This is a genomic window from Vibrio sp. NH-7, from assembly GCF_053643215.1.
The window spans coordinates 2565842-2587458 of record NZ_CM132187.1 but is presented as its reverse complement, the minus strand read 5'-3'; the positions used below and the strand labels follow the sequence as shown (position 1 = coordinate 2587458).

23 protein-coding genes and 1 other RNA gene are annotated in these 21617 nt (G+C 46.6%); 15 read left to right on the top strand and 9 right to left on the bottom strand.

What is annotated here, in order from left to right; translation table 11 throughout:
* The first annotated feature begins 162 nt into the window (after positions 1-162).
* Positions 163-1887 carry an acetolactate synthase 3 large subunit gene (locus ACUALS_RS11965; RefSeq protein ID WP_454448421.1) on the top strand — a complete coding sequence of 575 codons (1725 nt, stop codon included), beginning with the start codon at positions 163-165 and terminating at the stop codon, positions 1885-1887.
* Position 1888: 1 nt separating this feature from the next.
* Complete coding sequence (ilvN, locus tag ACUALS_RS11960) at positions 1889-2383, top strand: acetolactate synthase small subunit (protein ID WP_038140789.1); 495 nt, start codon at positions 1889-1891, stop codon at positions 2381-2383.
* 64 nt (positions 2384-2447) lie between these two features.
* Here ilvN and serA read toward each other — a convergent pair whose 3' ends face one another.
* From serA to ACUALS_RS11935, 5 genes are all read right to left on the bottom strand, one after another.
* Positions 2448-3677, bottom strand: coding sequence for a phosphoglycerate dehydrogenase (serA, locus tag ACUALS_RS11955; protein WP_005475538.1), 1230 nt, complete (start codon positions 3675-3677; stop codon positions 2448-2450).
* A gap of 241 nt (positions 3678-3918) precedes the next feature.
* On the bottom strand, positions 3919-4575 hold the full coding sequence (gene rpiA, locus ACUALS_RS11950; RefSeq protein WP_038140785.1) for a ribose-5-phosphate isomerase RpiA: 657 nt from the start codon (positions 4573-4575) through the stop codon (positions 3919-3921).
* Positions 4576-4639: 64 nt separating this feature from the next.
* On the bottom strand, positions 4640-5227 hold the full coding sequence (locus ACUALS_RS11945; RefSeq protein ID WP_454448420.1) for a 5-formyltetrahydrofolate cyclo-ligase: 588 nt from the start codon (positions 5225-5227) through the stop codon (positions 4640-4642).
* 30 nt (positions 5228-5257) lie between these two features.
* Positions 5258-5441, bottom strand: a non-coding RNA gene (gene ssrS / locus ACUALS_RS11940) — 6S RNA.
* A gap of 21 nt (positions 5442-5462) precedes the next feature.
* Positions 5463-5771, bottom strand: coding sequence for a cell division protein ZapA (locus tag ACUALS_RS11935; RefSeq protein WP_038140782.1), 309 nt, complete (start codon positions 5769-5771; stop codon positions 5463-5465).
* Positions 5772-5994: 223 nt separating this feature from the next.
* Between ACUALS_RS11935 and ACUALS_RS11930 the strand changes: the two genes are divergently transcribed.
* The 3 genes from ACUALS_RS11930 to ACUALS_RS11920 are packed head-to-tail and all read left to right on the top strand — an operon-like array spanning position 5995 to position 9014.
* Positions 5995-6570 carry a YecA/YgfB family protein gene (locus ACUALS_RS11930; protein WP_039484554.1) on the top strand — a complete coding sequence of 192 codons (576 nt, stop codon included), beginning with the start codon at positions 5995-5997 and terminating at the stop codon, positions 6568-6570.
* 12 nt (positions 6571-6582) lie between these two features.
* Positions 6583-7761, top strand: coding sequence for a 2-octaprenyl-6-methoxyphenyl hydroxylase (gene ubiH, locus ACUALS_RS11925; protein ID WP_454448419.1), 1179 nt, complete (start codon positions 6583-6585; stop codon positions 7759-7761).
* Positions 7762-7787: 26 nt separating this feature from the next.
* The gene (locus tag ACUALS_RS11920; protein ID WP_454448418.1) at positions 7788-9014 is read left to right on the top strand and encodes an FAD-dependent 2-octaprenylphenol hydroxylase; all 1227 of its coding nucleotides are present in this window, start codon (positions 7788-7790) and stop codon (positions 9012-9014) included.
* 53 nt (positions 9015-9067) lie between these two features.
* On the opposite strand, the gene ACUALS_RS11915 is transcribed toward ACUALS_RS11920, so the two are convergent.
* The 3 genes from ACUALS_RS11915 to ygfZ all read right to left on the bottom strand — a co-directional run bounded on the left by ACUALS_RS11915 (position 9068) and on the right by ygfZ (position 11321).
* Positions 9068-9274, bottom strand: coding sequence for a DUF1107 domain-containing protein (locus tag ACUALS_RS11915; RefSeq protein ID WP_005472913.1), 207 nt, complete (start codon positions 9272-9274; stop codon positions 9068-9070).
* A gap of 615 nt (positions 9275-9889) precedes the next feature.
* Entirely contained in the window at positions 9890-10366 is a 477-nt protein-coding gene (locus tag ACUALS_RS11910) for an aminoacyl-tRNA deacylase (RefSeq protein ID WP_454448417.1), read from the bottom strand.
* A complete protein-coding gene (gene ygfZ / locus ACUALS_RS11905; protein ID WP_454449257.1) occupies positions 10356-11321 on the bottom strand; it encodes a tRNA-modifying protein YgfZ in 966 nt (321 codons plus the stop codon). The genes ACUALS_RS11910 and ygfZ overlap by 11 nt, the downstream gene beginning before the upstream one ends.
* Positions 11322-11551: 230 nt before the next feature.
* Between ygfZ and ACUALS_RS11900 the strand changes: the two genes are divergently transcribed.
* The gene (locus tag ACUALS_RS11900; protein ID WP_005472867.1) at positions 11552-11812 is read left to right on the top strand and encodes an FAD assembly factor SdhE; all 261 of its coding nucleotides are present in this window, start codon (positions 11552-11554) and stop codon (positions 11810-11812) included.
* Positions 11781-12179, top strand: coding sequence for a protein YgfX (locus ACUALS_RS11895; protein ID WP_454448416.1), 399 nt, complete (start codon positions 11781-11783; stop codon positions 12177-12179). Before ACUALS_RS11900 ends, ACUALS_RS11895 begins: the two co-directional genes overlap by 32 nt.
* Positions 12180-12198: 19 nt before the next feature.
* Here ACUALS_RS11895 and nadB read toward each other — a convergent pair whose 3' ends face one another.
* On the bottom strand, positions 12199-13812 hold the full coding sequence (gene nadB, locus ACUALS_RS11890; RefSeq protein ID WP_038140774.1) for an L-aspartate oxidase: 1614 nt from the start codon (positions 13810-13812) through the stop codon (positions 12199-12201).
* A 408-nt stretch (positions 13813-14220) separates the two neighbouring features.
* Between nadB and rpoE the strand changes: the two genes are divergently transcribed.
* The 8 genes from rpoE to era all read left to right on the top strand — a co-directional run bounded on the left by rpoE (position 14221) and on the right by era (position 21546).
* Positions 14221-14799 carry an RNA polymerase sigma factor RpoE gene (rpoE, locus tag ACUALS_RS11885; RefSeq protein ID WP_005472797.1) on the top strand — a complete coding sequence of 193 codons (579 nt, stop codon included), beginning with the start codon at positions 14221-14223 and terminating at the stop codon, positions 14797-14799.
* Between the two features lie 26 nt (positions 14800-14825).
* Entirely contained in the window at positions 14826-15461 is a 636-nt protein-coding gene (locus tag ACUALS_RS11880) for an RseA family anti-sigma factor (protein WP_039478667.1), read from the top strand.
* Entirely contained in the window at positions 15458-16423 is a 966-nt protein-coding gene (rseB, locus tag ACUALS_RS11875; protein ID WP_331398767.1) for a sigma-E factor regulatory protein RseB, read from the top strand. Before ACUALS_RS11880 ends, rseB begins: the two co-directional genes overlap by 4 nt.
* A complete protein-coding gene (locus tag ACUALS_RS11870; protein ID WP_039625883.1) occupies positions 16420-16890 on the top strand; it encodes a SoxR reducing system RseC family protein in 471 nt (156 codons plus the stop codon). Before rseB ends, ACUALS_RS11870 begins: the two co-directional genes overlap by 4 nt.
* Before the next feature lie 139 nt (positions 16891-17029).
* Positions 17030-18823, top strand: a complete 1794-nt coding sequence (gene lepA / locus ACUALS_RS11865) for a translation elongation factor 4 (protein ID WP_038140765.1) — start codon at positions 17030-17032, stop codon at positions 18821-18823.
* 105 nt (positions 18824-18928) lie between these two features.
* The gene (gene lepB, locus ACUALS_RS11860) at positions 18929-19825 is read left to right on the top strand and encodes a signal peptidase I (protein WP_005472889.1); all 897 of its coding nucleotides are present in this window, start codon (positions 18929-18931) and stop codon (positions 19823-19825) included.
* A 73-nt stretch (positions 19826-19898) separates the two neighbouring features.
* Complete coding sequence (gene rnc, locus ACUALS_RS11855; protein ID WP_038140763.1) at positions 19899-20576, top strand: ribonuclease III; 678 nt, start codon at positions 19899-19901, stop codon at positions 20574-20576.
* Positions 20569-21546: a GTPase Era gene (gene era, locus ACUALS_RS11850; RefSeq protein WP_039478663.1), complete on the top strand. Its 978-nt coding sequence runs from the start codon at positions 20569-20571 to the stop codon at positions 21544-21546. The genes rnc and era overlap by 8 nt, the downstream gene beginning before the upstream one ends.
* Positions 21547-21617: the final 71 nt, after the last annotated feature.

The following is a 21617-nucleotide window of genomic DNA, read 5'->3' as shown; positions in this document are numbered from 1 at the left end:
ACGTTACATTTGTTGCGTTACCTTGTTCATTGTTATTGATGAGCAGGACATAGCCGAAAAAGTGGAAGTATTTCGAATTAGGCTACGAATAAGCCCTAGACTATGTAAAACCAGACCAATCCGTTGACCTTATTGATTGGAAAACTGGTTAAGGAGAAAAATATGGCAGCAATGTTGTCCGGTGCAGAGATGGTAGTGCAATCTCTGATCGAAGAAGGTGTAGAGCAAATTTTCGGTTACCCTGGCGGTTCCGTTCTTGATATCTACGATGCGCTTCATGCGAAAGACGACCAAATCAAACATGTTCTGGTTCGTCATGAACAAGCCGCTACGCACATGGCCGATGGTTATGCGCGCGCAACAGGCAATCCGGGTGTTGTCCTTGTCTGTTCCGGTCCTGGCGCTACCAATACCATTACAGGTATTGCGACCGCCTACATGGACTCCATCCCAATGATCGTTATTTCAGGTAACGTACCGAATAATCTTATCGGTAACGATGCGTTCCAAGAGTGCGACATCGTCGGTGTTTCTCGTCCTGTCGTTAAGCACAGCTTTTTAGTCAAAAAAGCCGAAGACATCCCTGAAACAGTTAAAAAAGCCTTCTACATTGCAACGACGGGTCGCCCTGGCCCAGTGGTCATTGATTTGCCGAAAGACGTCATGAATCCACAAATCAAATTGCCATACGAATACCCAGAAAGCATCTCTATGCGTTCGTACAAGCCAACGACCACTGGTCACAAAGGCCAAATCAAGAAAGGTTTAAAAGCGCTACTCGAAGCGAAAAAACCGGTACTTTATGTCGGTGGTGGTGCGGTGATCTCAGAAGCAGATGCCCACTTACTGAATTTAGCCGAAGCACTCAACTTACCTGTCGTGAGCACCTTGATGGGATTAGGGGCGTTTCCGGGGACGCACAAGAACTCGTTAGGAATGCTGGGTATGCATGGTGCCTATGAGGCAAATATGGCGATGCATAACGCCGATCTTATTTTTGGTGTTGGAGTACGTTTTGATGATCGTACGACTAACAACTTAGAAAAATACTGCCCGAACGCAAAGGTTATGCATATTGATATCGATCCTTCCTCGATTTCAAAGAACGTTAAAGCGGATCTCCCTATTGTAGGTTCAGCAGAAAAAGTGCTTGAGAGCATGGTCAAGCTGATGGAAGAGCAAGGCGCGGTCAATGACGCAGATGCACTGCAAAGCTGGTGGAGTGATATCGAACTTTGGCGAGAGCGTAAGAGTTTGGCGTATGAAACATCACCAGAGCGCATCAAACCTCAACAGGTAATTGAGACGCTACACAAACTGACCAATGGTGACGCGTATGTTGCTTCTGATGTTGGTCAGCACCAAATGTTCGCAGCCCTTTACTACCCGTTTAACAAACCACGCCGTTGGATCAACTCTGGCGGCTTAGGCACGATGGGCTTTGGTCTTCCTGCTGGCATGGGCGTGAAGTTTGCCAAGCCAGATGAAGAAGTGGTGGTGGTTACCGGTGATGGCAGTATCCAAATGAACATTCAGGAACTATCGACCGCAATGCAGTACGATATTCCAGTTAAAATCATCAACTTGAACAACCGTTTCCTTGGTATGGTGAAACAATGGCAAGATATTATCTACCAAGGTCGTCACTCTAACTCTTACATGAGTTCAGTTCCGGATTTCGCCGCGATCGCAGAAGCGTACGGCCATGTGGGTATTCGTATTGAAACCCCAGATCAGCTTGAAGAAGGCTTGCAGAAAGCGCTCGATATGAAAGATCGTTTGGTGTTTGTTGATATCAATGTCGATGAAACGGAGCATGTATACCCGATGCAAATTAAAGGTGAGGGTATGGATAAGATGTGGCTAAGCAAAACGGAGAGAACATAATATGAGACACATTATTTCGCTTTTAATGGAAAACCAACCTGGTGCACTGTCTCGCGTTGTTGGCTTGTTCTCTCAACGTGGATACAACATCGAATCTCTGACCGTATCGCCAACGGATGATGAAACACTGTCGCGCCTAAATATCACGACCATTTCTGATGAAATGAAGCTTGAGCAGATTCAAAAACAGCTAAACAAGCTGATCGATGTGCTTAAAGTTCAAGAAGTGTCTGAGTTAGAGCACATTGAGCGTGAACTGATGATGGTGAAGGTGAAAGCGAGTGGTTTTGCCCGTGCTGAAGTAAAACGTACTGCTGATATCTTTCGTGGCCAGATCGTTGATGTGACTTCATCTCAGTATACGGTTCAGCTTGCCGGAACGAGTGAAAAACTTGATGCGTTTATCCAAGCGATTTCTGAAGTGACGGAAGTCATCGAAGTGGCACGAAGTGGTGTGGTTGGGATTGCTCGTGGTGAACGAGCTTTAAAAGCCTAACATTCTGAATAAAATAAAAAACCACCGAATATCGGTGGTTTTTTTGTGTCTATACACTGAGTTATTAGTGAAGGATTCGAGCGCGAATTGTCCCTTCGATGTTTTTCAGTTTCGCCAGTGCTTCTTCTGAGCGACCTGCCTCTACATCGATCACAACGTAACCAATATCCGCTGCGGTTTGTAGATACTGACCCGCAATGTTAATCCCTTCTTCCGCGAAGATGGTGTTAATTTGAGTCAAGATACCTGGGCGGTTCTTGTGAATGTGCAATAGACGAGAACAGTCGCGGTGTTCAGGCAGTGATACTTCAGGGAAGTTAACGCTAGAAAGTGTAGAGCCATTATCTGAGTACTTCGCTAGCTTGCCAGCCACTTCCACACCGATATTCTCTTGCGCTTCTTGCGTTGAACCACCAACGTGAGGCGTTAGGATGACATTGTCAAACTTCTGCAGTGGCGATTCAAATGGGTCAGCGTTGGTTTTAGGTTCTACAGGGAATACATCGATAGCCGCGCCTGATAGATGACCCGCTTCCAATGAATGACACAGAGCTTCGATATCTACTACAGTGCCGCGTGCCGCATTGATGAAGATAGAACCAGGCTTCATGCGTGCGAACTCTTCCGAACCCATCATGTTTTTCGTTTCAGGCGTTTCTGGAACATGCAGTGAGATAACATCACACTTATTCAGCAATTCACTCATGGTATGGACTTGAGTGGCATTACCTAGCGAGAGCTTATTCTCGATGTCGTAGAAATAAACGCGCATGCCCAGGTTTTCAGCAATAATACCGAGCTGAGTACCGATATGACCGTAGCCAATAATACCCAAGCGTTTACCGCGTGCTTCGTTCGAGTTGTCTGCGCTCTTCTTCCAAATACCGCGGTGGGCAAGGGCGTTTTTCTCGGGGATACCGCGCAGTAGTAACAGAATTTGGCCAAGCACGAGCTCAGCAACACTACGAGTATTAGAAAACGGTGCGTTGAACACTGGAATACCGCGCTCTGCTGCCGCCGCTAAATCTACTTGGTTGGTACCGATACAGAAACAGCCAATCGCGACCAGTTTTTCCGCCGCATTGATCACTTCTTGAGAAAGATTTGTACGGGAGCGAATACCAATGAAATGCGCGTCTTTAACCGCTTCAAGCAGTTCTTCTTCTGGAAGTGAACCTTTGTGATATTCAATGTTTGAGTATCCCGCAGCTTGCAAAACTTCTACCGAAGATGGGTGTAGACCTTCTAGAAGTAGGATCTTTATTTTTTCTTTTTCCAGTGAAACTTTGGCCATTATCTTCATCCTTAAAATGGGAAATCGGGGCTTAACTGGCGCACATTGTCATTGATAACGTTTTCTAGACACTTTAATGTGACGCAAACGTTTTCCTTGTGCGTCTTCTGCTCACTAAGTTAACAAAAAAAATACAGCTTGGGTAAGAAAATTACGGAATAAGGCATAATTTTTATAGAGAGAAATGAAAAAACGGCACCGAACGGTACCGTTTGTAAGGAAATAACGAACAGAAAGAGAGTTACTCTTCGATTTTTGCACCTTGTTGGGTGCCTGTAATGACAACATCAGCACCACGGTGAGCAAAAAGACCAACCGTTACCACACCTGGAAGTGCATTGATCTTGTCTTCAAGTTCTTTAGGGTTAGTGATTTGCATACCGTACACATCCAAAATCACGTTGCCGTTGTCAGTGATACAGCCTTCACGATAAGCAGGATCGCCACCCAATTTTACGAGCTCACGAGCAACGTACGAGCGAGCCATCGGGATGACTTCAACTGGCAGTGGAAATTCACCCAGCACATCCACGGCTTTAGTGTCATCAACAATACAGATGAACTTGTCTGAGATTGCCGCCACGATTTTTTCGCGTGTTAGGGCTGCACCGCCGCCTTTAATCATTTCGCGGTTTGCGTTGATTTCGTCAGCACCGTCTACGTAAATATCCAGACCTGCCACTTCGTTACAATCGAAAACTTCGATTTCCAGCTCTTTAAGACGCTGGGTAGAGGCTTCTGAGCTAGACACTGCACCTTTGATCTCTTCTTTGATCGTACCTAGAGCGTCGATGAAGTGATTGACCGTTGAGCCAGTACCCACACCTACAATGCTGCCTTTTTCGACATATTTTAGTGCGGCCCAACCTGCTTCTTTTTTCATTTCATCTTGAGTCATGCTCATCTCCTAAGTGAGGTTTATTAACGGTGAATTGCGGCGCGATTATATCTTCAATTGCGCGTCATTCCCAATCCCAGATCTGGCTTGGTGTCACTATTTTGGGTAGAGGCACATCCCAACTTTCAACTGGTAGCTGTTCCACTTGTTGACAATCGTGAGCAAGGCCGATGGGCTTAGGGCCTGTTTTTGACTTAAACCAAGGCTCCAAGGTGCGATCGTAGTAACCACCGCCCATACCTAATCGGTGACCAGTATTGTCGAACGCCACCAAGGGGGTACAGATAAGATCCAATTGAGCGGCGGGAAGAATGCGCGTTTGATCGAGTTTGGGCTCGGCGATGGCGTAGCGGTTCAACACCATGGGGGTCGAAGCATCATAATGAAGAAACAGCAGGTGGCCTTTCGAAAAAGGATGAATAACCGGCAAATAGGTTCTCTTGCCTTGGCTCCATAGCCACTCAATTAATGCCGAGGTCTCGATTTCTCCGTCTGCACTGAGATACAGAGCAATATGTTGAGCGCGTTTTACTTCTGGGATTGTTGAGAACTGGGTGACGAGGTCAAGCCCTGCGATATGTTGAACGTCGCTGCTCAGTTGGTTACGTTTGGTGCGAATGTGTTGGCGAAAATCTTGGCGAGAAAGTGTCATCAAATATACCCCTATTTGAGGTATCGAGGAGGATACCCCAGAGTGCCGTTGGAGATGTTTGACCCATGAACCAGTTGGTTCAGGGCGGATCAGCAATGGCTACCGTAGGCTTCTCGGTACATGCCGAGCTTGCTCAATAGCAACCAAGTACTAACCCTTTGGCATTGCTTATCGGCTCAGGGACGTAATCCCCTAACGCACACTCCAGGGTAAATTCTTATTTTGGCGGTAAAGGCTATTGCTGTCCTGGCTTTACTTTACTTAATGCATCACCGAGTGATGCGCTGAGCAGTTCCATACGCTCAGTGAGAGCATTTTGTTGCTCTGCTTTAACACTATCACGGCTTTCCAGTTCATGACAGATGTTCAACGCGACAAAGGTCAGCAATTGCACTTCATTAGTAATTTTAGTCTTTGCCGCCATATCTTTCAGGTTTTCATCAAGACGTTTCGCCGCTTTAATTAACGACTCTTCTTGACCTGAAGGACAATTTACACGGGTTAATCGACCTAAAATTTCTACTTCAACTGCTTGATTACTCATATCAACTCTGCACGCTACTTGGGGTGACTCTGCAGTTTGTCACCGAGGGGGAAACTATAGGAAAAGCCTTGTTAAGATTCAAGCTTTTCGCAAGCAACTCGAAGTAATAACACAGTAATTGGACAAATTGTGTAAAAGCTATCCACAATTGCAGAATCGTTCGTTTTCGCTCGCATTGGTAAGTGGTACGATTACGCTTATTTGCAAAATTTTAGGTCTCTTCATGAGTGATAGCAATCTTCCAGATTATTTGACATTGGCTAGTGAGCTGCAATCTTCAGGTATCGCGGTCAATCCTGCCGAACTGCATGGTTTGTTAACCGGAATGCTAAGTGGCGGTTTGAGCTTGACCGATAAAAGTTGGCAACCGCTTGTATTCGATTACACCAACGATGGTATGGGGTGGCCAATGCACGTACTGAAATTGGCGGAATCGACTTTAGATGCGACGACTCAAGAGTTGACGGGCTCAGGCATGGATTTAGAGCTGTTGCTACCAGACGAAGATGCGAGTGCCAGTTTGTTTGATATCGCTGATGGCCTTGCTGAGTGGGTGAACCATTTTATCTCGGGGCTAGGTCTTGTCGGGGCTGAGATCAAAAAAGCGCCCGCGGACATTAAAGAAGCATTAGCCGATCTCGAAGAAATTTCGAAACTAGGTATCGATGAAGATGATGACATGGAAGAGCAAGCTCAATTGCTTGAACAAGTTATCGAGCATGTCAAAGCGTGTGTGCTTACCATTCATGCAGAGTTTGGCCAAAAGCCAAGTGAGAACAAGGCACCAACGATTCACTAAGTAGGTATGGGCATGAAGCAGTTTGATGTAGTCATTGCTGGTGGGGCGATGGCGGGTATGACGCTCGCTCTTGCAATGAATAAGCTATCTCCACAGCCACTCTCTATTGCCGTTGTTGAGCCATTTCAAGTTGATCATTCATCGCACCCAGGGTTTGACTCGCGCTCGATTGCTTTGTCGCGCGGAACGGTTAGCATCCTCCAGCAACTTGGCTTATGGGATGACATTAAACCCGTCGCAACGGCGATCGAACATATCCATGTCTCTGACCGCACGCATGCTGGCATGACTGAGATTGACGCGCGAGATTACGGCATCGAGAGCCTTGGCTATGTGGTAGAGCTCGCCGATGTTGGGCGACTCTATCATCAGAAAGCCCTGCAAAATGATCATATTGAACTGTTTTGTCCCGCGGCAGTGGCGAGTGTACACAGAGAAATTGACAGTGTTCATCTCTCTCTTGATAGCGGAGAGCAGCTCAGCGCCAAACTATTGGTCGCGGCAGATGGTGCTTTGTCGACATGCTGCGAACAGATTGGCTTGGCATTGACGGAGCATGATTTCGAACAAGTTGCCGTTATTGCTAATGTGTCGACGGAGCAAGCTCACCAAGGTCGAGCATATGAGCGATTCACAGAAAGTGGCCCTGTAGCGTTGTTGCCAATGAGCGAAGGGCGAATGTCTTTGGTTTGGTGCCTACGTCCAGATAGCGCAGAGCGTGTAATGACGTTGGACGATTCCGCTTTCTTGGACGAGCTGCAAAGTGCGTTCGGTTGGCGTTTAGGTCGATTGGAACGGGTGGGGCAGCGAGCGAGTTATCCATTGTTGCTGCGATATCGCCAGCAAAATGTCTCTCATCGGTTTGCGGTTGTCGGCAACGCAGCTCAAACTCTTCACCCTATTGCTGGTCAAGGGTTTAACTTAGGTATTCGCGATGTTGCCAGCTTGGCAGAAGAGATTGCCAACGCTCATCAAGACCCGGGTTGCTACCAAGTGCTCAGCCGTTTCAAACAGCGTCGGGCTGGTGATAGAGAGGCGACCATCTCTCTTACCTCATCGCTTGTACACCTGTTCTCCAATGATTATTTGACGTTGCGTATAGGCCGTAACTTAGGCTTGGCAGCTATGGACAACTTACCTCCATTGAAAGCCCCGCTGTTGTCGAGAACATTAGGTTTAGTCGCGAGATAACTATTTCGTATAAGGATTTGAAGTACATGATGCAGAGTGTAGATATTGCCATCGTTGGTGGTGGCATGGTTGGGCTTGCACTGGCCGCCGCATTTAAAGAGACCGAGTTGCGCATCGCGGTTATCGAAAGTCGTGAGCCTGATGAGCAGCTCGCAGATTTGCCGGATGTGAGAGTCTCCGCGCTAAGCCGCTCTAGTGAGAACATATTGCGTAATCTTGGTGCTTGGCCTGGTATTCTTTCGCGTCGTTACTCGCCCTACTCGGCAATGGAAGTCTGGGAACAAGACAGTTTTGCTCGTATCGAGTTTGATGCGCAAAAACTTGCTCAGCCAGACCTTGGCCACATTGTGGAGAATCGTGTCATTCAGTTAGCGTTACTTGAGCAGGTTAAGCAGTTGCCTAACGTGAGCCTATTTATGCCTAGCAAGTGCAGCTCCATGGCAATTGGAGAGAGTGAAGCTTGGCTTACCCTTGATAATGGTCAAGCACTGACCGCGAAGCTGGTTGTCGGAGCTGATGGGGCGAACTCGTGGGTGCGCAAGCAACAAGATATTCCCCTAACTCACTGGGATTACGGGCACAGTGCGATTGTGGCAAATGTCTGGACCGCAGAGGCGCACGAGCGAGTTGCTCGTCAAACATTCACACCACAAGGTCCACTGGCTTTCTTACCGATGGGTGAAAGCAATATGAGCTCCATTGTGTGGTCGACAGAGCCAAATCGCGCGGACAAACTGATTGCACTTTCTGATTCAGAATTTAATAAAGCACTGACGGCTGAGTTTGATGCTCGCTTAGGGCTGTGTGAAGTGGTCGGTGAGCGTTTTGCCTTCCCTCTCAAGATGCGTTATGCGCGGGATTTTGTGGTAGAACGAGTGGCGCTTGTTGGCGATGCTGCACATACGATTCACCCTTTAGCTGGACAGGGTGTCAACCTTGGAATGCTTGATGCGGCTAGTCTTGCTCAAGAAGTGATTTCATTGTGGCAAAAGGGTGAAGATATAGGTTCAAAGCGCAATTTGCGAGGGTACGAGCGCTGGAGAAAGGCTGAAGCGGCGAAAATGATCGCTGCGATGCAAGGTTTTAAAGACCTGTTTTCTGGAGGCAATCCGGCGAAAAAACTGGTGCGCGGCATTGGTATGACATTGGTGAGCCAGTTACCGGGGGCAAAAGATGAAATCATGAAACGAGCACTGGGTCTTAAAGGAGAGTTACCGATACTTGCAAGGCGAAGCACAAGTTCAGTGAGCTAAAACAGCAAAGGGTTGGCAATCGCCAACCCTTCTTAATTCTATCGTGTGAAAATTTAAGCGTAGGCACAACGAAGTTTCATGATCTCTTCGTTCACTTCTTTAACCGCTTTAAAGTGCCTTTTTTCGGCCTTTTCTGGAGGTAAGAGTTTGCCGTTATCAAACTCAAATTTTCCTACGCCGTATATGTAAATTCTTCCCTTAAACAGCCGACTTACGTGTTTAGCAATCATACCTGGTGTATAGCGCTTAAACAGTCTCATAAATAAATCCTTATGTTTAGCAAGCACTGCAAATTATACGAATTTCCCCCTTATAAATATGTGATAGTGGTGGAGGAATATGCAGTTTTAATGGGTAAATTGGATATTTGTGCTGGTGTAAGCAAAAATTCGGATAGATATCCAATTTAGTGTGATTGTTACCTCAATTATCTTCTGTTATCTGAACTCTTATCTGACTTCAGTTAGCGCACATTAAGCCAGATCAATATGACAAAAATAAGAATAGTTGAAGTTTTTAAGGATGTGCTAATTTATTGTAAAAATTTTATAAAAAAAAGCCCGCTCATTGCGGGCGAATAGTCACAGATGCATTACACAAAAAGTGGATGTCCTGAAACAATCAGTGGATTCACTTTTTTCGTTGGTGAAGGATGACGAAAAGGGTCGATAGGACCTCTACGCCTTATCGTCTCTAGGTTAGATGACATTCTTACCCAAACTTTAACCAACAGGATAAGCATAATCTAAAATACACTCTGTGACTATATATGCTTATTAAATGAATAATAATTTAACTATCACGGTCATTTAATTGCGGATTGAGTCACTTTTTGATTGCAATTAGATGTATAGGATGGGAGGAAGTTGCAATCTTTATCTACAAATGTCAGCGAAAAGCGGCTGGCATAAGCGTATGAGATCGTCACGCTTTAGAGCAATACCTGCCATATTTGAACCGCTACTGATCGTCACTTCATCTTCAAGGCTTATTCGATGATCAAAAATGATCGACATGGGTGTTGTCAGAAGAAGCGGGGTGACAGTGCCGATTTCATAGCCGGTCAGTTCAGGGACGCTTTTCAGATCGACACATGTCATCCTGCGACAGTTTAAGATCGCGCGCACTTTTTTTGGATCCACGGATTGATCTCCAGGGGCGCAAGCGAGTGCGTAGAGATCGCCCATATCCCGCAGTACGATCGACTTAACCATCTGACTCGGGCGCACACCGCGTTGCCGCGCTGCATCTTCGATAGTGGTCGCTGGAGTCCGGTGAGGCAGCAAGCGAAAAGGCACTTGCTGCTCAGTTAAATAGCGTGTGACCTTGGTATCGAGATAATTATTCATCATCTAGCGAGTAAGGTAACGGGGCCATGGTCCAAATCTGATCCGGTTGGGATTTTAGACGTAATTGGGTATCGGCTTCTAGGTTGTTTGGTAACACAATCAATCCGGACGCTTTGCCATCATTGAACTGATAAGTTGTCATGAGGGTGCCTGCACTGCGCCAGTTCTCTCCAACAGCGCGTTCGAGTTCTGCACCTTCTTCAATTATGGATGCCGTTGTCCCTTTGACGATGAACATGGCGCGTTTATTCATACCGCGGTATTTCGCGCGAGCAACCGTCTCTTGACCGGTATAACAGCCTTTGGTGAAGCTGATTCCGCCAATGGCTTGTAGGTTAAGAGCTTGAGGAATATGTTCATTTTGCTGATCGCTTGATACGAAAGGCAAAGCGGCTTCAATTTCGTAATAGGTCCACAGTGACTCTTCAACACGTTGAGCAGAGCAGTTAGCGAGCAGTGACTCCACGCTTGCGTCGCTAACGATAAGCAACCAACGCTGCGGCCCTACTTTAACTGCGGTTCCGCCATCAATAGGACGCACATCGCCTGTCTCATTTGAAAGCGAATCTATCCAAGATGTGGCCTGTTCTCCCATCACGCCAAAGAGAACATCATCGCTTTGTGCGATATCAACTTTGGAAAAAATGGCGTATTTCTTCAGCTCGGTTAGTTCGACATCGATGGCGGATTTTGGCTGAACCATCGCATAGCCGCCATTGTGGTGAAACAGTCGGAATACGCTCCACACTTTACCTTTTGCGTCGCAGTGTGCGCCAAAGGTTGATTGAGTTTGTTCGAGAGTAACCACATCACAGGTGACTTGCCCTTGAAGGTAGGACTTTTTGTCATCGCCGATCATGCTGATCGCTCCCCATGAGGTTAAGTGGGTAAGAGCAAATTCTGGCAATTCATCCGTAGAGGAGAGTGATAAAGGTGCAAACGTATTTTGCCAATCCATGTTAGTTACCTGCTGTAAATTCAGTGCCACTATGTTAAAGCCTAATGCCCTGATGAAACAACCTTTACCCGAGTGTGCCCATTTCGTTTCGGATTCATTTTAGAGCAGAGAAAGACAGCTTTAGGCAGGATATTTCTCTGGCGTATTCGGGAGTGTGACTGAGTTGGTAGTTGTCTATGGGTTTGCTTGATAAACTCGGGCTACAACAACCGAAAAGGTGAGGAAATAGAATGTACACCGCGGAAGAAAAAGCGCGCATTAAGTGGGGCTGTCGTCGAGGTATGCTAGAGCTCGATGTGGTAATCATGCCTTTTTTTGAAGAATGTTTTGAGTCGTTGAGTGAAAATGAGCAGCGTGACTTTGTTTCTCTGCTAGAGTGCGACGACCCAGATTTGTTTACTTGGATTATGGGACACGGGCGCAGCGAGAATTTAGGTCATGCTTCGATGGTAGATAAGATTGTCGCGCATAACCTCAGCAAAGTCCGCTAGAGTTTATATAGCAGAATCCCAGCGTTCATCTCAGGCCAATATTGCTCTTGCGGTATTGGCCTCTCTCATTGTTATCCTCTCCGAAATACCTCTTTTTCTTGCAGCAATCTTCATAGTTTTATTGATAAGTATTTGCCGAAAGCGCACCTTGCTTATTCCCCCGATGAAAGGAGAGCTGTACGTAGACTCTTTAGGTCATATTCACTATCAAGGCGAATCAGTGACGATTCGTAAAGTCATTTTTACCCTAGACGAGTGGTGCGTTTGGTTTTGGTTCCAGGATGGGCGACGAGTGCTGTTATGGCGAGATAGCTTGGATGAGGGGGCGTATAGACACTTGCTGGTGGTATTAAAAAAGGAGCACTAAGCTCCTTTTTCGTTGGTGTTTATTGAAGTTTTTCAGGCACTAAAATTGTAGGTCCACTGTTTTCTGCTTGTTCTGGATAATCCAGCGTATAGTGGAGCCCGCGACTCTCTTTTCTTTCCATCGCACAACGCACCATTAGCTCAGCAACTTGCAGTAAGTTCCTCAGTTCTAATAGGTTATTCGACACTTTAAAGTTGCTGTAATATTCGTGAGTCTCTTGCTGAAGCAATTGAATACGACGTAGTGCTCGTTCTAAGCGTTTGTCTGTTCGTACTATTCCCATGTAGTCCCACATAAATAGGCGCAGCTCATGCCAGTTGTGTTGGATAACAACTTCTTCATCGGAGCAGCTCACTTGGCTTTCATCCCACGCAGGTAGACTTGGCGGTAAATCGGCTTGGTCTAACTTCTTGAGGATATCTTTGGCAGCAGACCAGGCGTAAACTACACACTCAAGCAGAGAGTTTGAGGCCATGCGGTTCGCACCATGCAAGCCGGTGTAGCTGACTTCGCCGATCGCATAGAGTTGCGCCAAATCGGTCTCGCCTTGGAAGTTCACCATGACACCGCCACAGGTATAGTGCGCAGCAGGAACCACAGGAATTGGTTCTTTTGTCATATCGATGCCCAAATCCAACAATCTCATATTGATGGTTGGGAAGTGTTTCTCGATAAACTCGGCCGGCTTGTGACTGATATCTAGATACATACAGTCCGCGCCCAGTCGCTTCATTTCGAAGTCGATAGCACGAGCGACGACATCACGAGGGGCCAGCTCTTCGCGTTCATCGAAGTCGGGCATAAAGCGAGAACCGTCTGGCCTCCGAAGGTATGCGCCCTCACCACGTAAGGCTTCTGTTAGTAAGAAATTGCGCGCCTCTGGATGGTACAGACAGGTGGGATGGAATTGGTTGAACTCCAAGTTTGCAACGCGGCATCCTGCTCGCCAGGCCATCGCAATACCGTCTCCTGAAGAGACATCTGGGTTTGATGTGTATTGATACACTTTGGATGCACCACCTGTTGCAAGCACAACAAATTTCGCGCGAACAGTTTCAACTTGCTCTTGGTTTCGGTTCCAAATGTAGGCGCCAACCACTTTTTTGTCATCGCCACCAATTTTGTCTTCGGTGATTAAGTCCAAGGCATTATGGCGCTCTAGCACCGTGATATTCGGGTGATTATGGACGTTGTCTTGCAGTGACGTTTGCATTGCCATGCCAGTCGCATCTGCGGCATGAAGGATACGACGATGGCTGTGTCCCCCTTCGCGGGTTAGGTGATAACGGGGTTCATCATCACTGTCGTCATCTTCACGATCGAAAGGTACACCTCCATCAATGAGCCACTGGACACATTTCTTTGCGTTTTTAGCAATGAACTCTACGGATTCTTGCTCGCAGATACCTCCACCCGCGATGAGTGTGTCTTGCACATGTGACTCGATACTGTCGGATTCATCAAAGACTGCGGCAATCCCCCCTTGCGCATAGTAGGTTGCCCCTTCACTGCGTGGCCCCTTACTTAGCACGATGACTTTGCCATGTTTTGCTACACGTAACGCCAACGATAGACCGGCTGCGCCACTACCCACCACTAACACATCACATTGATGTTCACGGTTTGCGTTCATAAAACTTTTATTTTCCCGAGTTAAATTTTACCACTGCCAACTCTGTTAAACGGCGTAACAGGACAGAAGCGAAAGAGCGATCCCGCTCTTAAATTAGTCATTGAATTGCCAATGCGGCCCCCAAGTCGAGGGAGCCAATCCGTTATAGTACCACCGTGCGGATGGCTTTGCATAAAGGCAATTGTTGTTAAAGGGCATTGCTTTTCTTCACTCTCATCCTCACAATCCACTCATGAGGATTATTGATACGCCATTGTGTAAAAATAGTTTGAAGATTAATTGAACTTATATTTATTTGCTAGGTCACAATAGTGCTCAAGTAAGCAGTGGTGTCAATACTACATTTTGCATAATTAATGCTCATATCTAAAAAGGTGGGAGCGAAGAACAATAGGAGTACCCGCTCGAATGAACGAGCAGCTGACCGATCAAGTGTTAATTGAGCGAGTTCAGAATGGGGATAAGCAAGCATTTAACTTGTTGGTGACTAAGTACCAAAACAAGGTTTGTAACCTTATTTCTCGTTACGTCAACAATCCTGGTGATGTACCAGACGTAGCGCAAGAAGCATTCATTAAGGCGTACCGAGCAATCCCTAGTTTTCGAGGTGAGAGTGCCTTTTACACCTGGTTGTATCGAATCGCGGTTAATACTGCTAAAAACTACATCGTGGCTCAGGGGCGCAGACCACCTGCTCAAGATGTAGATACTGAAGAAGCTGAATATTACGAAACTGGAAGTGCTTTAAAAGAAATTTCGAACCCTGAGAACTTAACGTTGTCCAAAGAATTGAAACGAGTGGTTTTCAGTGCAATCGAAGCACTTCCTGATGATTTAAAAACTGCAATGACACTTCGCGAGCTTGATGGCTTGAGTTATGAAGAAATTGCAGCGGTGATGGATTGCCCTGTCGGAACGGTGCGCTCGCGTATCTTCCGTGCTCGTGAAGCGGTTGAAAAGAAAATTCAACCTCTTCTGCAACGCTAATACCAGTAATAGTAATGGTGAAAATAATGGCTGACAAAGAGAAGCTTTCAGCACTCATGGATGGAGAGTTGGTCGATAAGGCTCTGATTACCGATTTAGAGCATGACCAAGATTGCCTGCAGACCTGGAAAAATTATCATCTCATTGGAGATGTAATGCGTGGTGACGCACCGGAAAAGCCGGAGTGGAATATCGCTGAAAGTGTCGCTTTAGCGCTAGAAAACGAACCTGCTCATACGCTATTCTCTACGTCCGATTCGGTCGTGGATCTTGACGAGCATCGAGTGGAAGAATCGCAACCTACGCCTCAACAAGCGAGACGCCAGTTGCCAGCATGGCTAAACCAGTTTGGTCAAGTCGCTATGGCTGCATGTGTATCATTGGCCGTTATTTTAGGCGTCCAGCAATACGGTGGGGGAGATGCCTCAACGCCAGAGGCGGATCAACTGCCAGTGTTGCAGACTATCCCATTTGCTGGGAGTGCTGAGCCTGTGAGCTTGACTCGTGAATCGGTGGCGCATTCTAACCAAAGTAGCCAGGCGACAGTTCAGGAGCAACGACGTCGAATTAATGCGATGTTACAAGATTACGAACTACAATTGCGTTTAAACAGCGAGAGTGAATCGGTAGATAGTAATCACCCAGAAACGGTAGTTGAATGAGAAAATTTCTGTTCAGTGTGCTGACACTGTTCAGTTTGAATACAACCCCAGCCTTTGCAGAGCAAACGCCTGCAGGGGCTTTGTTGCATCAAATGAACGAAGCAAGTCAGCATCTCAATTATGAGCTGTCCTATATTCTAATCAAGAAAAACAGCATCGAACCTTTGCTTTATCGTCATGCGCGTCTAGACGATGAACAGCTTGCACACCTTGTTTATCTCAGTGGCCCTGTTCGAGAAGTGATTCGTCGCGGTGGCGAAGTGAGCTATATCGAACCAGGCGTTGAGCCTTTTACCATTGATTCTTCCAGCATGGTCGCACCGACCATACCTTTGTTAAATGCAAATATTGAAGAGTTGAGTGAGTTTTACGACTTTATTCAGGTTGGTCGAGCTCGTGAAGCGGGCACTGCATGTCAGGTGTTACGAGTGGTGCCTAAAGATGGTCTTCGTTACTCGTATGTCTTGTGGGTGGATGAAAAAAGCAAGCTACCGTTGCGAGCCGATCTTTTAGATCGTGACGGGGAAGTGCTGGAACAGTACCGGACCATTGCCTATAGCGTAAATGATCAGGTGCGTACGATTCTAAGTGGTTTGAATGACGTTAAGTTGCCGGAAGTGCTTTCATTGCCAAAAGGACAGCTAGAAGAGTCGTTTTGGCGTGTTAACTGGATTCCAAGTGGCTTTGAACCTAGAGAACTCAATCGTTATCGCATGGTGAACACTGAGCGTATGGTTGAAAGCCAGATGTACAGTGATGGACTATTCAATTTCTCGGTTTATATTGCCGACAGTGACAACTTGTCTCTCAAAGGGCAGCTTGTTCGCCAAGGCCGAAGAACCTTACACAGCTTTGTGAATGGTAACCTTGAAATTTCTGTGGTGGGGGATATTCCTCCTGCAACCGCGAAGCGCATTGCACAATCTGTGGTTGTTTCAGCTCCGGAAGGTAAGACCCAATGATGACCGCGTTAGCAACGGTCTCTCATGTTACGCCTTCAGCAAAAGGGTTTGAAGTTGAGCTTGCATGTGAGCAGCAAACGAGCTGCAGCAGTTGTTCGTCACAAAAAAGTTGCGGCACCGGTATCGTTTCCAAAGCGCTCGGAAGCAAATCTTTATCGTGGCATATGCTGACCGACAAGCCAGTCAAAGAAGGGCAGGTTGTCGAGATCGGTCTGCCGGAAAAGCAGTTATTGCAATCGGCTGCTGTTGTTTACCTAGTGCCACTATTTGCCCTCATTTTAGGTGCTTTTCTCGCAAACGGATGGTTAGCGCCGATGCTAGGGGCGGGAGAAGGTCTCGTCATCTTGAGCTCTGCTATCTTTACAGGTGTTGGCATTTACCTTGCCAAGCTCTGTACTCGGAAATTGGAGTCCCAGTCTTCGCAGAGAGTGACTTTGCTTAGAATACTTGGTGAGCCAATTAGCTAGTGCGAAGCGCCCAGAAATTGGGTAGAATCTGCCAACTTGATCGAAATGCCGTCAAATGACGGCATTTCTGTACCCCTCGCGCAAACTGCGGTCGGGTATCTATTGTCCCTAATTTTTAAGAGTTTAGTCACCCCAAATCATGAAGCACATTCGTAACTTTTCGATTATCGCCCACATCGACCATGGTAAGTCGACCCTATCTGACCGTTTAATCCAAGTTTGTGGTGGCCTTAGCGACCGCGAAATGGCGGCTCAGGTTCTCGATTCTATGGATCTAGAGCGTGAACGTGGTATCACCATCAAGTCGCAAAGTGTGACGCTTAACTACACTGCCAAAGATGGCGAAACGTACCAGTTGAACTTCATCGATACCCCAGGACACGTTGACTTCGCGTACGAAGTATCTCGCTCTCTAGCGGCATGTGAAGGTGCATTATTGGTTGTCGATGCTGGTCAGGGTGTTGAGGCTCAAACTCTTGCTAACTGTTACACTGCGATCGAAATGGATCTAGAGGTGGTGCCAATCCTAAACAAGATTGACCTACCAGCCGCTGATCCTGAGCGCGTAGCGGAAGAGATCGAAGAAATCGTTGGTATTGATGCGATGGAAGCGACACGTTGTTCAGCTAAGACGGGTATTGGTGTTGACGATGTACTAGAAAATATCGTTTCGGCTATCCCTGCTCCAGAAGGTGATCCAGATGCGCCACTACAAGCGTTGATCATTGACTCTTGGTTTGATAACTACTTAGGTGTTGTTTCCTTAGTTCGTATTAAAAACGGCGAGCTCAAGAAAAACGATAAAATTAAAGTGATGAGCACGGGTCAAGTTTGGGGCGTTGACCGTTTGGGTATCTTCACTCCGAAACAAGTTGATACTGATATCTTGCGTACTGGCGAAGTAGGCTGGGTGGTTTGTGGTATCAAAGACATCTTGGGCGCGCCTGTGGGCGATACGCTGACTCTAGCGAAAAACGGCAGCGACAAGCCACTCCCTGGCTTTAAGAAAGTAAAACCGCAAGTATATGCAGGTCTGTTCCCTGTTTCTTCTGACGACTATGAAAACTTCCGTGATGCCCTAGGCAAGCTAAGCTTGAATGATGCATCACTCTTCTACGAGCCAGAAAACTCAGCGGCATTGGGCTTTGGTTTCCGTTGTGGTTTCCTTGGCATGCTGCACATGGAGATCATTCAAGAGCGTCTTGAGCGTGAGTACGACTTAGACCTGATCACCACTGCGCCAACGGTTGTGTACGAAGTGGAAGAGACTAACGGCAACATTCTGTATGTCGATAGCCCAGCTAAGCTTCCTGCTGTGAACGATATTGAAGAAATCCGTGAGCCAATCGCTCGCTGTAACATTCTTGTACCATCTGAGTACTTGGGCAATGTTATTACTCTTTGTGTCGAGAAGCGTGGCGTTCAGGTTGATATGGTGTACCACGGTAACCAAGTTGCTGTGACGTACGACATCCCAATGGCAGAAGTGGTACTGGACTTCTTCGACCGCTTGAAGTCGACGTCTCGCGGTTACGCCTCACTGGATTACAACTTCCAACGTTTTGAAGCGTCTAACATGGTTCGTGTTGATGTTCTATTGAATGGCGATACGGTTGACGCACTGGCGATGATCACACACAAGGATCAGGCACAGACTCGTGGCCGTCAGCTTGTTGAGAAAATGAAAGAGTTCATTCCTCGTCAGATGTTCGACATTGCCATTCAGGCCGCCATCGGCAACCACATCATCGCTCGTTCGACCGTGAAACAGCTGCGTAAGAACGTAATCGCCAAGTGTTACGGTGGTGACGTGAGCCGTAAGAAGAAACTTCTGAAGAAGCAGAAAGAAGGTAAGAAGCGTATGAAGCAGATCGGTAACGTCGAACTGCCTCAAGAAGCCTTCCTTGCGATTCTGCATGTGGGCAAGGACTAGAGTTGAACTACTCTCGTTCCGGTCTGTCATAACAGGTTATGACAATAAAATAAGTGAAAGGGTCTCGGCTCTTTCACTTTCGTATTTTTGAGATAAGGGAAGTCAATGGCGAATACATTTTCACTCATTCTTGTAATTGTGACTTTGGTGACGGGCATTGTGTGGGTGTTAGAGAAGCTGGTTTTTGCAAAGAAACGCCAAGAGAAAGTGGCGGAAATCGAAGCTCAAACCAACGGTTTAGATGCTGCTGTTGTTGAAAAAGTGAAAACTCAACCGTGGTGGATTGAAAATAGCGTCTCGATTTTTCCGGTGATCGCAGCCGTTCTTGTTCTGCGCTCATTCATCTATGAACCGTTTCAGATTCCATCTGGTTCAATGATGCCAACTCTACTCGTCGGCGATTTCATCTTAGTCGAAAAATACGCGTATGGTCTGAAAGACCCAGTATGGCGTACTCAACTTGTCGAGACGGGTAAACCTGAACGTGGTGATACCGTTGTATTCAAATACCCACCGCAACCAAGTATCGACTATATCAAGCGTGTCGTGGGACTGCCAGGTGATACAGTTCGCTACAACAGCAAGAAAGAAATCTGTATTCAGTCGCCAGGTGAGTCGAGCTGTAAACCAGTCAAACTTTCCAATGTCGAAGAGAGTCAATTTATCCAAAATGGCATTCCTTTGATTCAACTTGACGAAAAGCTAGGGGAAGTCGGACATCAAATCTTGGTCAATCCGCTGCGCCGCGATCGTGTTGAAGCTTATCAACCGCGCAATGGCGTCAATGAGTGGGTTGTTCCTGAAGGTCAGTATTTTGTTATGGGTGACAACCGTGACAACAGTGCTGACAGTCGCTACTGGGGCTTTGTTCCAGAAGCAAACCTAGTCGGTAAAGCTGTCGCCATCTGGATCAGCTTCGAGTTTGAGCGTGGCGAAGACAGCATTTTACCTTCTTGGATTCCAACTGGTGTTAGGTTTAATCGCATCGGTGGTATTAACTAATTTCTTATGAGCGCGGGAGTGTGTGATTCACACTCCCACCCTTTGAGAATGCAACACAAATTAATGAGAGAGCATGAATTCTCCTATTGCAAAACTAGAGAAAAAGGTTGGTTATCAGTTCAATGATGCTGAGCTAATCAACTTGGCGCTAACACATCGAAGCGCCAACGGAAAACACAACGAGCGTCTTGAGTTTCTGGGCGATTCAATTTTAAGTTTTGTCATTGCTGATGATCTTTATCACCGTTTCCCGAAAGTGAATGAAGGGGATATGAGCCGTATGCGTGCGACACTGGTTCGTGGCAATACGTTGGCTGAACTAGGTCGTGAATTCGAACTAGGAGATCACTTAAAATTAGGTCCAGGTGAGCTAAAAAGTGGCGGTTTCCGTCGTGATTCAATTCTTGCGGATGCCGTAGAGGCGATCATTGGTGCCATCTATTTGGACAGTGATATTGAGGTAGTGCGTGGCATTATCTTAAGTTGGTATCAATCGCGTCTTGATGCGATAAAGCCTGGTGTTTCGCAAAAAGATCCGAAAACTCGTCTTCAAGAGTTTCTTCAAGGTCGAAGAAAACCACTGCCAGCGTATACAGTGACTAATATTAAAGGTGAAGCACATAACCAAGAGTTTACGGTTTCGTGTGAAGTAGCAGGTATTGGACAGCCTGTAATTGGTAAAGGCACCAGCCGCCGCAAGGCAGAACAAGCGGCTGCTGAATTGGCACTAGAGCAATTGACCAATGACTGATTCAACAGATAACAACGAATTTGATATCGATGCGTTTTTCTCATCGAACAACGAGCCTGCAAGCACCCCTGAGAACCAACACTGTGGTTTTGTGGCCATCGTAGGTCGCCCTAATGTGGGTAAATCGACGCTTTTAAACCGTATTTTAGGTCAGAAGATTTCGATTACCTCGCGTAAACCTCAAACCACTCGCCACCGAATCATGGGTGTAGACACGGAAGGGGATTACCAAGCGATCTACGTGGATACTCCTGGGCTTCACATTGAAGAAAAACGTGCTATCAACCGTTTAATGAACCGTGCGGCTAACTCATCGTTAAGTGATGTGAACCTTGTGTTCTTCCTTGTGGATGGTACGCATTGGACTGCTGATGATGAAATGGTTCTGACTAAACTGCAGAAATCGAACTTCCCAGTCGTATTGTGTGTCAACAAAGTTGATAACGTACAAGATCGCAATGACGTCATGTTGCACATGATGGAAATGTCGAAGAAGATGGAATTTGTCGATGTGGTGCCGATCTCGGCAAAACATGGCAAAAACATTGATGTATTGCGTAAGCATGTACGCGAGCATCTGCCAAAAGCGACTCACCACTTCCCTGAAGAGTATGTGACAGATCGTTCTCAGCGTTTCATGGCTTCTGAAATTGTTCGTGAAAAACTGATGCGTTTCACTGGTGAGGAACTGCCTTACTCAGTGACCGTTGAAATCGAACGCTTTGATTACAACCCAGAAACGGATGGCTTCCACATCAATGCTCTTATCTTGGTTGAACGCAGCGGCCAGAAAAAGATGGTGATTGGTAAAGGCGGTGAGAAGATCAAAACCATTGGTCGTGAAGCTCGCCTAGATATGGAAGAGCTGTTTGGTCGTAAGGTTTACCTTGAGACTTGGGTTAAAGTGAAGTCTGGCTGGGCGGATGACGAACGAGCGCTTCGTTCTCTTGGCTACATTGACGATTTATAACGAGTAAGAGGCTTTGCGCTTCGCTCCGCGAAAATAGAGTAAAAGGGGCCATTGGGCTCCTTTTTTGTATT

Excerpts from the sequence above, each read along its gene's own strand:
- ubiH (WP_454448419.1), top strand. The coding sequence starts at position 6,583 with ATGAAGCAGTTTGATGTAGTCATTGCTGGTGGGGCGATGGCGGGTATG.
- ygfZ (WP_454449257.1), bottom strand. The coding sequence starts at position 11,321 with ATGGATTGGCAAAATACGTTTGCACCTTTATCACTCTCCTCTACGGAT.
- ACUALS_RS11935 (WP_038140782.1), bottom strand. The coding sequence starts at position 5,771 with ATGAGTAATCAAGCAGTTGAAGTAGAAATTTTAGGTCGATTAACCCGT.
- ACUALS_RS11880 (WP_039478667.1), top strand. The coding sequence starts at position 14,826 with ATGGCTGACAAAGAGAAGCTTTCAGCACTCATGGATGGAGAGTTGGTC.
- ACUALS_RS11870 (WP_039625883.1), top strand. The coding sequence starts at position 16,420 with ATGATGACCGCGTTAGCAACGGTCTCTCATGTTACGCCTTCAGCAAAA.
- serA (WP_005475538.1), bottom strand. The coding sequence starts at position 3,677 with ATGGCCAAAGTTTCACTGGAAAAAGAAAAAATAAAGATCCTACTTCTA.
- ACUALS_RS11910 (WP_454448417.1), bottom strand. The coding sequence starts at position 10,366 with ATGATGAATAATTATCTCGATACCAAGGTCACACGCTATTTAACTGAG.
- ilvN (WP_038140789.1), top strand. The coding sequence starts at position 1,889 with ATGAGACACATTATTTCGCTTTTAATGGAAAACCAACCTGGTGCACTG.
- nadB (WP_038140774.1), bottom strand. The coding sequence starts at position 13,812 with ATGAACGCAAACCGTGAACATCAATGTGATGTGTTAGTGGTGGGTAGT.
- rnc (WP_038140763.1), top strand. The coding sequence starts at position 19,899 with ATGAATTCTCCTATTGCAAAACTAGAGAAAAAGGTTGGTTATCAGTTC.
- ACUALS_RS11965 (WP_454448421.1), top strand. The coding sequence starts at position 163 with ATGGCAGCAATGTTGTCCGGTGCAGAGATGGTAGTGCAATCTCTGATC.
- ACUALS_RS11920 (WP_454448418.1), top strand. The coding sequence starts at position 7,788 with ATGATGCAGAGTGTAGATATTGCCATCGTTGGTGGTGGCATGGTTGGG.
- ACUALS_RS11915 (WP_005472913.1), bottom strand. The coding sequence starts at position 9,274 with ATGAGACTGTTTAAGCGCTATACACCAGGTATGATTGCTAAACACGTA.
- rpiA (WP_038140785.1), bottom strand. The coding sequence starts at position 4,575 with ATGACTCAAGATGAAATGAAAAAAGAAGCAGGTTGGGCCGCACTAAAA.
- lepB (WP_005472889.1), top strand. The coding sequence starts at position 18,929 with ATGGCGAATACATTTTCACTCATTCTTGTAATTGTGACTTTGGTGACG.
- ACUALS_RS11930 (WP_039484554.1), top strand. The coding sequence starts at position 5,995 with ATGAGTGATAGCAATCTTCCAGATTATTTGACATTGGCTAGTGAGCTG.
- ACUALS_RS11900 (WP_005472867.1), top strand. The coding sequence starts at position 11,552 with ATGTACACCGCGGAAGAAAAAGCGCGCATTAAGTGGGGCTGTCGTCGA.
- rpoE (WP_005472797.1), top strand. The coding sequence starts at position 14,221 with ATGAACGAGCAGCTGACCGATCAAGTGTTAATTGAGCGAGTTCAGAAT.
- lepA (WP_038140765.1), top strand. The coding sequence starts at position 17,030 with ATGAAGCACATTCGTAACTTTTCGATTATCGCCCACATCGACCATGGT.
- ACUALS_RS11945 (WP_454448420.1), bottom strand. The coding sequence starts at position 5,227 with ATGACACTTTCTCGCCAAGATTTTCGCCAACACATTCGCACCAAACGT.
- rseB (WP_331398767.1), top strand. The coding sequence starts at position 15,458 with ATGAGAAAATTTCTGTTCAGTGTGCTGACACTGTTCAGTTTGAATACA.
- era (WP_039478663.1), top strand. The coding sequence starts at position 20,569 with ATGACTGATTCAACAGATAACAACGAATTTGATATCGATGCGTTTTTC.